Consider the following 12,501-nt stretch of genomic DNA (forward strand, 5'->3'; position numbering starts at 1 on the left):
ATCATGTTATGAAACTCATTAAGATAAGTCTGATTGCAATTTCGGTATGGATAACGATACATTCGTCCAGGGTATATGCCATAGGGAAAGTAATGGATGGTCAGGTGTTGGCAGGTCCTCCCTGGCTAAGCGAAGTAAAGTATCAGGATGCGGCAACAGGTGTTTTTCTAGGAAGTCCCAGTTTACTTAAATTATCCAATGGTGATATTCTGGCGTCTCATGACTATAATGGGACAACTTCAAATACTACAGGAGTTTACCGTTCGCAGGATAATGGAGCTACCTGGACTCATATCACGGATATTACAGGGCTATTTTGGGCAAACCTTTTCGAGCATCAGGGGAATATATATTTTTTAGGAACGAATGCCGGTACTGGTGTTACCTCGCGTACCATTGTTATTTGCCGTTCTACGGATAATGGTGCTACCTGGTCTGTTCCGGTAACACTTTTTGACGAAGATATACCCAATCAGCCAGTTAGGTATCACGGCGCTCCCACACCTGTGGTAAAGCATAACGGTCGGTTATTTAGAGCTTTTGAAGCATTGGATACACAATTTCAATGGGCAAGAGGATACAGAGCTTTTGTAATATCTGTAGCAGAAAATGCAGATCTGATGGTTCCTGCCAATTGGACAATGAGTACAAAAGTTGCTTATAATGCGGGATGGGATCCCTCCGGATCGGATCCGACAACAACAGGGTGGATAGAGGGAAATACAGTCGTAGATCCATTAGGGAAACTGTTGAATATAATAAGGGTTAATTCTGTTCCCTACATAGATAAAGCGGCGATTATTAGAATTAGTGACGATGGAAATTCCGCCACTTTTACTCCTGACGATTTTATAGATTTTCCTGGCGGTCTGCATAAATTTGTTATCCGTCCCGATACGGTTACCGGCATTTATCTGGCAATGGTTAACAATAATACAAATACCGCCTATCCGCAACAGCGAAATATATTGTCTTTGTATGGTTCTACAAATTTGCGCAATTGGCATTATATAAAAACGCTGATGGAAGATGATCAAGGGTTGCCATTTTCTGTTTCTGTTGCAAAAACTGGCTTTCAATATCCAGATTGGCATTTTGATGGAGACGATTTGATTTATCTGGTACGAACATCTTACGATGGAGCTTATAATTACCATAATGCCAATAGGGTTACTTTTGGAAGGTTAGAAAATTTTAGAAATTACCTGACGGCATTCCCTTCAGATCCACCCGTGACACCACCTCCCTTAGAAAAAGTTCCTGATTCTGTTGAGGGAAGTACAGGTTATGTTCGCCTGGTATATCATAACAATGAAGTGGTATACACCACCGTAAGGGCAAAAGATGGTAAGGTGTGGTTACAACAAAATTTAGGTTCGTCAAATGTGGCTACTGATCGGGTCACAGATCAGGCTTCGTGGGGGGATCTGTTTCAATGGGGACGTTGGGACGACGGACATCAATATAGATCGGGAGCAACAACATCAAGCATACCTCCATCCCCAAATAATCCCTCAGGTTTAGGAATTACAGGTTTAACCCCGTTTTATTTTAACTCAACAGCCACGAATAGATGGTGGGGTGGAGGAATGGCTACAGATAAAGTTGAAGCGGCATCCCCAAGTGATATTTCGGCAACAAATGGCTGTGATCCTTGTAAAAAGCTATTGGGTGAACAGTGGAGATTACCCACTATACTTGAATGGGAAAACCTAAGGGATACAGAGGGAATCACCAATAATACAACGGCATTTAATTCTAATCTTAAAATTCCTTCAACCACTTTTCGTGATGGCTCAACAGGGGTGTTGAACACCAATACCAATACAACCAGATTTTGGTCATCTACCGCAGGAGCGTCGGGAGGGGCTTATTTGCTTAACCTGGTTAGCACTGGTGCAACCACTCTTAATGTTAGCCGGAGCAATGGGTATGCTGTAAGGTGTATCAGGATAGTAGAAAGTACCACTCCTGTTGGTTTGATAAATTTTAAAGGAAATAACAGTACGTCTGGCATCGAATTAGAATGGGCTGTGGCTCCTGAAATTAATAATGCTTATTATACGATTAAACACTCCAGAGATGGTGTGTTTTTTTATAACCTGACAAATATATCAGGAAGGGGGAACTCTCTGGTTCGGCAAACTTATGCATACTTACATGGCAACCCTGGTTTAGGTACTAATTACTATAGATTATCTCAAACGGATTTAGATGGAAAAACTAAAGAGCTCTCCACTATTTTGGTTACGGGTAAAGTTCTGGAAAAACAAGAAGTTGTTATCCGTACTACAGATCAGTTTGTTCATGTGCTGTTGGTTGGTTTTGCATCCAAACCAAAGAAAATAGCCATTTCTTCCATTTCCGGTCAAAATATTTATACCGGTAGAATGGAAGATAAAAGTGTCATGCTTCCCGTGTCTCTGAAAAAAGGAGGATACGTTGCCAGAATAGATTTTGACGATGATACATTTAAAATAGTGAAATTTCTAAGATAGGTATTAACCCGTTTTATGTTAAAACTTGTAATATAATTAATGAAAGCAAACAAAATTATGATGATTATGCTGGCTGTATTGGTACAACTGGCATGTAAAGCCCAAAATAATAAGCCTGGTAATCATCCGGAAGGAAAATTAGGCTGGCAGTTAGGGGCGCAGGCGTATACCTTTAACCGGTTTACATTTACTGAGGCATTGGATAAAATAGCAAGTTGCGGATTAAATTATGTTGAGGCTTATCCGCAACAGGAGATAGGTGGTGGTATAACAGAGAAAATGGATTACCGCATGTCTGAAAGCAGTAAGAAATACTTGAAAAATCTTCTGAAGAAGAAAAATATAAAATTGGTGTCTTACGGAGTAATAAAAACCAAAGATGATAGTGATTGGCGCAAAATATTTGCTTTTGCAAAATCTATGGGTATCAAAACAATCACTTGTGAACCTGAAGAACGCTTGTTACCTGAAATATCTAAGCTATGCGACGAGTTTAAGATAAATGCAGCTATTCACAATCATCCGGATCCTTCTTTTTATTGGAAACCAGAAACAGTACTGAAAGCTATTGATGGAAAGAGCAAAAGGTTGGGAGCCTGTGCCGATATAGGACATTGGGTACGGTCGGGTTTAGATCCTGTGGAAAGTCTTAAAAAACTAGAAGGTAAAATATACCAGCTACATTTTAAAGATTTAAACGAGAAAGGGAATAAGAAAGCTCACGATGTACATTGGGGAACGGGAGTTAACAACATAGCAGGCGTAATTGCAGAACTGAAACGTCAGGGATTTAAAGGGATGCTATCAGCAGAATACGAATATAATTGGGAAAACAATGCTCCAGATGTAAAGGCTAGTGTTGATAACTTTAGAAAAATAGTTGCGGAAACAAAAAAATAGATTGTCCAGACAGAGACAAACTTATATTAAGAAATATGAAAGGAATATTTTTAGTAGTACTCAGTTGTATTTATGCTATCAATCTGGAAGCAAAGGTAAAGTTACCTTCGTTTATTTCCTCGGGAATGGTTTTACAGCAAAAATCAAAAGTAGCTATCTGGGGAGTATCAGAAAAAAATAAATCCATAACATTGAAGACCAGTTGGAATGGAAAAACATACTCTGTAAATAGTAGTGAAGCCGGTGATTGGTCTATCCATATCCAAACGCCTAAAGCGGGTGGGCCTTATCGTTTAACAGTAAATGATGGAGATGAGACTGTTATTGAAGATGTTTTGATAGGTGAAGTCTGGATAGCTTCGGGGCAATCTAATATGGAAATGCCTTTGCGTGGTTTCTCTAATCAGAAAATACAGGGTGGTGATGAGTTGATCAAAAATGCTGCAAATAATAATATCAGGTTATTTAAAGGCAGTACAAATTCAAAAGGACTTCTTCAGAAAGATCTAATGGGAAAATGGGAATCTGCTTCCCCTGAATCTGTAACTAATTTTAGTGCTGTAGCCTATTATTTTGCCAATCAATTAGAAAAAGAACTAAAAGTTCCGGTAGGAATTATTCAGTCGGCATGGGGTGGTACTGCTATACAGGGATGGATGAGTCGTGAAAGTTTACAGCCATTTACGAGTGTAAAACCTCCACTAGAGGAAGATAAAACTTTTAGTAATAAAAATACGCCGGTAGGGTTGTTTAATGCCATGATTAATCCATTGATTCCGTATAGTGCCCGGGGATTTATCTGGTACCAGGGAGAACATAATGTTAAAGAACCTGATTTATATGCCCAACTTTTTCCGGCAATGGTAAAAGATTGGAGAAGCAGGTGGCAAAATGATAATATGACTTTTATATATGCGCAGATTGCCCCCTGGGATTATAAAAGTGCAAATTGGAAAGCTCCTTATTTAAGAGAGGCGCAGCTGAAAGCATTAAAAGAAATTCCTCATTCGGGTATGGCGGTATTATTGGATATTGGGGAGGAAAAAGATATCCATCCGGCAGCTAAAATACCAGTGGCAGAAAGATTTTTTAAGCTGGCCATGGCAAAAGCTTATGGTCAAAAGACTCCTTCTTCTGGACCTGTTTATAACAAAATTGAAGTGCAGGCTGATAAGATTAAGTTATACTTTGACCATGCAGAAGGACTTTATTTTAAAAATGGTACTTCAGTAAATTTTGAGATAGCGGGTAAGGATAAGGTGTTCTTTCCGGCTAAGGCAAAAATTCAGAAAGATCACATTATAGTGCAGGCAGTTGATGTAAAGCAGCCAGTGGCTGTCAGATACGCTTTTAAAGGATGGACCGCTGGAGATTTGTTTAATAAATACGGTTTGCCTGCATCGTCATTTAGAACAGATGTCTGGGAAATGGTAAACGACAATAAATAGGAGATGATGAAGCGCAGGGTATTAATTAAAAGAATGTTTTTTCTGAGTACAGGAACTATATTATTGCCATCGCTGTTTTCTTCATGTGCAGAAGATCCTCAATTTAATCTTGATAGGTTAAAGCTTAGTCGAAAGCAAGAGCAATTATTGGAAATACTTACAGAAACTATTATTCCAAAAACGGACACACCGGGAGCTATAGATTTAGGCTTGCCTGTATTTGTTGCTAAAATGGTTAACGATTGCAGTAGCCGGGAAGAGCTTACTTCTTTCAAAAATGGCATGCAGCATTTTCAAGACTTAAAAATTGGAAGTATGCATTTCGAGCATTTATCAGCAAAGGAAAGGTTGGGTGTATTAAGTGGAAATCATCCTGATGAACTGAATGATTTCTTAAAAATAATAAGAGAGCGTACTATAGAAGCATATACTTGTTCGGAATATGTAATGACCGAATTAGTGCCTTACAAATTAGTTCCGGGACCTTTCAGAGGAATAATTAAAATTTAGAAAATGGAGCGGGAAATATACGAATACGATGCTATAGTGATTGGTTCCGGTATATCGGGAGGTTGGGCAGCGAAAGAGTTATGTGAAAATGGATTACAAACTTTGTTACTGGAAAGGGGGAGAAATGTTGAACACCTCAAAGATTATCCTACAACCAGCAATATGCCTTTTGAGTTTGCCCATTTAGGACAATTGACCGATGCGGTGAAACAGGAGAATCCAATTGCCAGTAAATGTTATGCTTTTAAGGAAGATGCCATTCATTTCTTTGTGAAAGATAAGCAACATCCCTATACGCAGACAAAGCCTTTTGATTGGATCAGGAGTTATCAGTTAGGCGGAAAGTCCATAACATGGGGGAGGCAGACCCAACGTTGGAGTGATTTTGATTTTGAAGGACCTTTACGGGACGGATTTGCAGTAGATTGGCCTATTCGTTATAAAGATTTAGCTTCCTGGTATAGCTATGTCGAAAAATTTGTAGGCATATCGGGAAATAAGGATGGTTTGGCAGAACTTCCGGACGGAGAGTTTCTTCCTCCGATGGAAATGACAGCTGTAGAGCAGTATTTTAAAAATAAAATGTCTGTACTTTATGCTGATAGAAAAGTGATTATGGGTAGGTGCGCTCATTTGACCAAGCCTCAGCCAGTTCATCTGGAACAAGGACGAGGTACTTGTCAGACACGTAACCTATGTCAGAGAGGGTGTCCGTTTGGAGGGTATTTTAACAGTAATTCTACAACAATCCCTTATGCACAAAAGACTGGTAAGCTTACGTTAAAGACAGAGTCTGTGGTGCATTCAATATTATATGATGAACATAAAGGAAAAGCTACCGGTGTAAGAGTAATTGATACACTTACTAAGGAAGAGAAAGTCTATTATGCGAAAGTGATATTTGTTAATGCTGGTACCCTTAATACAAATCTTATATTATTAAACTCTACCTCAAATCGTTTTCCTAATGGATTGGGCAACGATAATGATATACTTGGCCAGTATGTAGCTTTTCATAATTACAGGGGAAGGATTACCGCAGAATTTGATGGAATGCTGGATAGCTATTCTGAAGGGAGGAGACCTACGAGTCTTTATATTCCAAGATTCAGGAATTTACATAGACAGGAAACTAACTTCCTCCGTGGATATGCTGCAGGTTTTAAGGCACTACGTATGCAAGAGGCGTTGAAAGGTTTTGGAGAAGATCTTAAAAGTCAGATTCTTGATCGGAAGTATGGTAATTGGGCTATACAGTCTCACATGATGGGAGAAACTATTCCTAGAGAATTTAATAGGGTGAAACTGAACAGAGAAAATACGGATCAGTGGGGAGTGCCTTTGTTAGATTTTGATATTCAATATACTGATAATGAAGAAAAGATGCTCAAAGATTATTTTGAACAGATAGCAGATATGTTTGATAAAGCAGGATTTAAAAATATACAAACTCAGGATGCCCAATGGAATCCAGGATTGGATATCCATGAGATGGGTGGGGTAAGGATGGGAAAAGATGCTAATACATCATTGTTAAACGAATGGAACCAATTGCACCATTGCAAAAATGTATTTGTAACTGACGGAGCTTGTATGACTTCTACGGGAACGCAAAATCCATCATTAACCTATATGGCCTTAACAGCAAGAGCATGTCATTATGCTATTGGTGAGCTTAGGAAAAATAATATTTAATACTCTACCCTGTTGATGTGGGAGGTGTCATACCTCCCGCTATTGACAATAGAAGCTATAGCAGAATACCTGCAATGGAAGCGGAAAGATAAGAAGCCAGGGTGCCACAAATCAGGGCTTTCATGCCTAATCTGGCCAAATCGGCTCTTCTTTCCGGAGCTAATGTACCAATACCGCCAATCAGCATTCCTACACTGCTAAAATTAGCAAAACCACAGATAGCAATACTGACTATTAAAAGACCTTTTTCAGTAATAATGGGAACTTGTTGCGAGGTTAGGTTTTTAAAGGCTATAAATTCATTTATTGTGAGTTTTTGACCTAATAGTGTTGCCGTACTGTTTAAGTCTTCAGAAGGCACTCCCATAGCCCAGGCAAAGGGATAAAATATTTTTCCAAATATCCAGTCTAATGTAATGTTCAGGTCCGGGTTGAAGAGGTGAAAAAAGTTCAACAGACACCAATCTATAAGGGCAATTAAGGCAATAAATCCGATAATCATGGCAATAACATTCATGGCAATCTTAAAGCCATCACCGGCACCATGTGTAATGGCATCTATAAGGTTGGTGTATTCGCTTTTTACTTCCAGCTTTACTTTACCCATGGTTTGTGACTCTTCTGTTTCCGGAAATACAATTTTTGCTATGATAAGTGCTCCCGGGGCGGCCATTAAACTTGCCATAATGAGTTTAGGAGCTAAGTCCATACCTGCTTGTGCACCCATATTAGCATACACAATTAAAATTCCTCCGGCAATGCAGGCTAAACTGCCACTCATAGAAGCTAGTAACTCGCTTTTTGTCATGCCTTTCAGGTAAGGTCTAACCATTACCTGAGCTTCCACCTGTCCTACAAATGCGCTGGCTACATTACTCAGAGCTTCGGCTCCGCTAACTTTCATGAGAACGTTCATTCCTCTGGCTATGAGAGAGACAAGACGTTGCATAATTCCCAAATAATAAAAAATGGCCACCAGGATACAGACTAGAATAATGGTCGCGGTTACGTTAAACGCAAATACAAAAGTATGGGCAATTTCATAGCGTTGAGGCTGTCCATCTGTACCCAGGGTGGCAATTCCTCCGTAAACAAAACCAGCACCAGCTTTGGCAAACTGTTCTATCTTTTGCATGCCTTTTCCCATATTCTGAAAAAAGAATTGTATAGGTTGTACTTTTAGTATAGCAATAGCAATTAGCAATTGCAGTACGAGTCCACTGAAAACCAATCTGTAATTTATTTTCTTCTTGTTATTGGATAATAAGTAGGCGATACCTAAAATGAAGATAATTCCAATAATGCCGTGAAAACGCTGCATATATTTTATGTTCTATAGTTATAGGATAAATATCCCCAAAAAAGACATCCTGAAAATGAATTTTTGGTTAGCTTTATTTAAACTACAAAATTTCGTTCAAAAAAAGAAAAACGGAATATTTTACTCGCTTCGCTTATTTAGCTCATCTCTAATGATAGCCGCTTTTTCGTAAGCTTCAGAAGCAAGGGCTTTTTGTAGCCTTTCCTGTAATTCTTCAGTAGAAACACTATCGAGATTTTCTTTTGATGAAGTGGTAGAGGAAGACGAAGGACTAACTGTCGCACTTTCTTCTATAGAATCTATATTGTCTAGAAAAAGGAAATCGTTACCTTCTATAATAATCCCCGCTGTAGAGAGGATAAACTCGTAAGTATATATGGGTGAGTTAAAACGTACTGCCAATGCAATAGCATCGGAGGTACGGGCATCAATTTCAAGAGTTTTCTCGCCATTGTTACAAATTAACTTGGCAAAGAAAACTCCTTCAATAAGATTGTAAATAATAACTTCTTGGATATTAATGTGGTAGGCATCTGCAAAAGATTTGAAGAGGTCGTGCGTAAGTGGACGGCTTGGCGTCATTTTCTCAATTTCTATAGCAATAGCCTGAGCTTCAAATCCACCAATAATAATTGGTAATCTTCTTCTTCCATTAACTTCGCCTAACACTAATGCATAAGCTCCGGATTGAGTTTGACTATAAGATAAGCCTATGATGTCTAATTTTAATTTCTTCATTTAATCTTTTATCCCCAACACAAAATTAGCTATTCGCTTTCAAAGATTTAACTTCTTCTATAATTTTAGGTACTATTTCAAAAGCATCGCCTACAATTCCGTAATCTGCTACTTTAAAAAATGGTGCTTCAGGATCTTTATTAATTACAACTATTACTTTAGAAGAGGATACTCCCGCAAGGTGTTGTATGGCTCCTGATATGCCTATGGCAATATATAAATTAGGACTAATGGCCAAACCTGTTTGTCCTACGTGTTCAGAATGGGGTCTCCATCCTGCATCGGATACAGGTTTAGAACAGGCTGTTGCAGCTCCTAATAAATTAGCCAGTTCTTCTACCATTCCCCAGTTTTCAGGACCTTTTAAACCTCTGCCCGCGGAAACAACTATTTCTGCATCAGGTAATGAAACTTTATTGGTAGCTCTTACTATTTCTTTGATTATGGTTTTAAGGTCAGAATCTTTTATAGCTGCAGAAAAGTCCTCCACAGTAACAGATTCTGGTTTTTCTACAATCTTGTAAGAATTTGGTGTAAGCGAAATAATTTTGTTGGAGGATTCCAGCTCTACATACGCATAGGCCTTGTTAGAGAAAGCAGTTTTCTTAACCACAAATTTTCCGCCAGTAGTGTCTGGTAAATCTACAGCACCATCTGCAATCCCAGCGTTTAATTTAATAGCTATACGTGGAGTAAGTCCTTTGCCTGCGAAAGAATTGCTGAGTATAACTACATCTGCATTTTCTTGTTTTGCTGCTTGGGCAATAACAGAAGCATAAGCCTGGTTAATAAAGCTTTTTAGTTTCTCGTTATTTGTATTCAATACTTTAGATACCCCGTATTTGCCCAGGCTCTCCAATTCAGCAGATGCTACATTGCCAATTGACAATGCTACCAGATTGGTGTTCAGCATTTCGGCAACAGCTTTTGCATAAGAAACGGTCTCTAACGCTGACTTTTTGAGTTTATTATCGGTATTTTCAATATATACTAGAACTGCCATGTTTGTCTTTTTTATAGGTTAGCGTAATTTTAGATAACTTTTGCTTCGGTATGTAAAATATCTACCAGTTTAGTGGCTTCTTCTGCCGGAATCATTTTTACATTTCCCCGAGGTGCCGGTGTATCGTATTTTTTGATAGCCACGTGTTTATCTACAGCAATGGGTTCTACTACCTCCAAAGGTTTTGTTCTTGCAGACATAATGCCGCGCATATTAGGGATTTTCGGTTCAGCTACTCCTTCAGCTGTACCTGCAACAATAGGCAGTGGAATAGATAAAATCTCTTTACCTCCTTCTATTTCACGTTCAACCGTAGCGTTGCTACCCTCAATATCGATTTTTTTTATAGTTGAAACAGAAGGGATATCTAAAATTTCACCAACCATTCCGGCTATTAAAGAACCATTATAATCAATAGATTCTTTTCCCGTAAGTATAAGGTCAAACTGTTTGTCCTTTGCATAATTGGCAATTTGGGCAGCAACAAAGTTTGTATCAACCGCTGCTGCATTCACTCTAACGGAATTATGTGCGCCAATAGCCAATGCTTTACGTATGGTAGGTTCGGCAGTAGCTTCGCCAACGTGTATTACTGTAACTTCACCATTATTAGCTTCGGTCAGCTCTATAGCTCTGGCTAAAGCAATTTCGTCATAAGGGTTAATGATGAATTGCACTCCATTATCATTAAATTTAGTGTTGTCATCAGTAAAAGTTATTTTTGTTGTCGTATCTGGTACGTTACTTATACAAACTAGTATTTTCATAAGATTTATCGAGTTGTTTACAAATTTAATTATTTAACCCACTTTTGCAATGTCTATAAACAGATTAGAGAAGCTACAGGAATTTTTAAAAGCAGAACCTAATGATCCTTTTTTAAAGTATGCTCTCGCTACCGAATATCTACGATTAAATAACGAAGAAGAGGCCTTAAAGTTTTATCATGATTTGGTAAAAAATCATGAAGATTATGTGGGTACCTATTATCATCTAGGGAAACTGTATGAGAGTCAGGGCAAACAGGAAGATGCTTTGAAAACCTATGAAAAGGGAATAGAGGTGGCTAAAAAAATAAAGGATAATCACGCATTGAGTGAATTGCTTGGTGTGTACAACAATTTGCAGGATGAATTGTATGATTAATACAGATGAATAAAAGGCACATAATTTTTCTGAGAGATGTTTTATGGTTTATGATGAGTTCTTTTGGGGGCCCCCAGGCTCATTTGGCTATACTTTTGAATGATTTTGTACTTAAAAGACGCTACCTGACCGAAGAGGAGTTGTTAGAGCTTAATTCTTTAACACAAATATTGCCGGGGCCTGCATCTACACAAACCTTAATTGGTATTGCTTATAAAGTGGGCGGTTTGTATCTGGCTATATTGACTTTTCTGCTGTGGATATTGCCTTCGGCCGCTTTAATGTGTTTTATTGCCATAACTTACAAGGAGTTTTCCTTAAAACAGGAGTTTACAAAGGTAAACCGATTGATAGAGCCAATTGCTTTAGGAATTGTAGCTTATGGGGCCTATTCTTTGGGGAAAAAGATTCTTAATTCGAATGTAACGGTATGTTTAGCGGCTATTGCCGTAGTATGTTCTCTTATTCTCAGAAATGCCTATGTTTTTCCACTCATGATTCTGGTGGGAGGCATAGTTACTTCGGCAACAGAAAGCAGACAGGGTGAGGCTGAAATCAGAATAAATCTTTTCGCCAGTATCAATCGAAAAAAAGTAATGTACTTTTTGGGAGTGTTATTATTGTTTGGGTTACTGGGAACTATTATTAACAGAACTTCGCCCTTTAGTTTGCCTGTCAGAACTTTTGAGAACTTTTATAGAAATGGTTTACTAATATTTGGAGGGGGTAATGTATTGGTCCCTTTAATGTATACCGAATTTGTGGAAATGAAACATTACCTGACGGAAACTGAGTTCCTGACCGGTTATGCGATGCAGCAGGCTATTCCCGGACCTACCTTTTCTTTTACTTCTTATGTTGGGGCCATGACTTTCTCTAATCAGGGCTACGGTATTTCGGGACAAATATGGGGAGCTTTAATTGCGGTTCTGGGTATTAACCTGCCAGGGCTTATCCTGATGTTATTTATTGTTCCTTTCTGGGACGATTTAAAAAAGATAACCATGATCCGAAAGTCACTTTCCGGTGTAAATGCGGTGGCTGTAGGTTTTATGATTGCCGCTTTTTTTATGTTACTGGCACCGGTGGGTATTAATGTGGTTTCTATGGGGATTATGGTAGTAACTTTCCTGATCTTGAACTTTACAAAAGTAAAAACTCCATACCTGATATTGGCTGGAGTTTTGGTGGGTTATTTCTTAAGTTCGTGATTAATCTCTGTTTTATAGTTCCTTTTGATTT

At 38.5% G+C, this 12,501-nt stretch carries 11 protein-coding genes; 7 read left to right on the plus strand and 4 right to left on the minus strand.

The features are described from left to right. Window positions 1–8: 8 nt before the first annotated feature. Genes ACFSAH_RS01370 through ACFSAH_RS01390 form a run of 5 tightly spaced genes read left to right on the plus strand, consistent with a single transcriptional unit; the run spans window position 9 to window position 7,051 of the window. Complete coding sequence (locus tag ACFSAH_RS01370) at window positions 9–2,498, plus strand: hypothetical protein (RefSeq protein ID WP_379660890.1); 2,490 nt, start codon at window positions 9–11, stop codon at window positions 2,496–2,498. A 39-nt stretch (window positions 2,499–2,537) separates the two neighbouring features. Beyond that, complete coding sequence (locus tag ACFSAH_RS01375; protein ID WP_379660891.1) at window positions 2,538–3,398, plus strand: sugar phosphate isomerase/epimerase family protein; 861 nt, start codon at window positions 2,538–2,540, stop codon at window positions 3,396–3,398. A gap of 35 nt (window positions 3,399–3,433) precedes the next feature. Further along, window positions 3,434–4,846 (plus strand): sialate O-acetylesterase, encoded by a 1,413-nt coding sequence (locus ACFSAH_RS01380; RefSeq protein ID WP_379660892.1) that lies wholly within the window; start codon window positions 3,434–3,436, stop codon window positions 4,844–4,846. Between the two features lie 3 nt (window positions 4,847–4,849). Then, entirely contained in the window at window positions 4,850–5,356 is a 507-nt protein-coding gene (locus tag ACFSAH_RS01385) for a gluconate 2-dehydrogenase subunit 3 family protein (RefSeq protein ID WP_379660893.1), read from the plus strand. A gap of 3 nt (window positions 5,357–5,359) precedes the next feature. Continuing rightward, the gene (locus ACFSAH_RS01390) at window positions 5,360–7,051 is read left to right on the plus strand and encodes a GMC oxidoreductase (protein WP_379660894.1); all 1,692 of its coding nucleotides are present in this window, start codon (window positions 5,360–5,362) and stop codon (window positions 7,049–7,051) included. 55 nt (window positions 7,052–7,106) lie between these two features. Here ACFSAH_RS01390 and ACFSAH_RS01395 read toward each other — a convergent pair whose 3' ends face one another. The 4 genes from ACFSAH_RS01395 to ACFSAH_RS01410 all read right to left on the minus strand — a co-directional run bounded on the left by ACFSAH_RS01395 (window position 7,107) and on the right by ACFSAH_RS01410 (window position 10,880). Then, window positions 7,107–8,372, minus strand: coding sequence for a NupC/NupG family nucleoside CNT transporter (locus tag ACFSAH_RS01395; protein WP_379660895.1), 1,266 nt, complete (start codon window positions 8,370–8,372; stop codon window positions 7,107–7,109). A gap of 120 nt (window positions 8,373–8,492) precedes the next feature. After that, window positions 8,493–9,110, minus strand: coding sequence for a bifunctional nuclease family protein (locus ACFSAH_RS01400; RefSeq protein ID WP_379660896.1), 618 nt, complete (start codon window positions 9,108–9,110; stop codon window positions 8,493–8,495). 25 nt (window positions 9,111–9,135) lie between these two features. Further along, on the minus strand, window positions 9,136–10,113 hold the full coding sequence (locus tag ACFSAH_RS01405; RefSeq protein WP_379660897.1) for an electron transfer flavoprotein subunit alpha/FixB family protein: 978 nt from the start codon (window positions 10,111–10,113) through the stop codon (window positions 9,136–9,138). 29 nt (window positions 10,114–10,142) lie between these two features. After that, a complete protein-coding gene (locus ACFSAH_RS01410) occupies window positions 10,143–10,880 on the minus strand; it encodes an electron transfer flavoprotein subunit beta/FixA family protein (protein WP_379660898.1) in 738 nt (245 codons plus the stop codon). Between the two features lie 49 nt (window positions 10,881–10,929). Here ACFSAH_RS01410 and ACFSAH_RS01415 point away from each other — a divergent pair, with 49 nt between their 5' ends. Both ACFSAH_RS01415 and chrA read left to right on the plus strand, forming a co-directional pair. Beyond that, entirely contained in the window at window positions 10,930–11,259 is a 330-nt protein-coding gene (locus ACFSAH_RS01415; RefSeq protein WP_379660899.1) for a tetratricopeptide repeat protein, read from the plus strand. Between the two features lie 5 nt (window positions 11,260–11,264). Then, on the plus strand, window positions 11,265–12,470 hold the full coding sequence (gene chrA, locus ACFSAH_RS01420) for a chromate efflux transporter (protein WP_379660900.1): 1,206 nt from the start codon (window positions 11,265–11,267) through the stop codon (window positions 12,468–12,470). The last annotated feature ends 31 nt before the right edge of the window (window positions 12,471–12,501 follow it).

This window comes from Pseudopedobacter beijingensis, from assembly GCF_042678145.1.
Taxonomy (GTDB): Bacteria; Bacteroidota; Bacteroidia; order Sphingobacteriales; family Sphingobacteriaceae; genus Pseudopedobacter; species Pseudopedobacter beijingensis.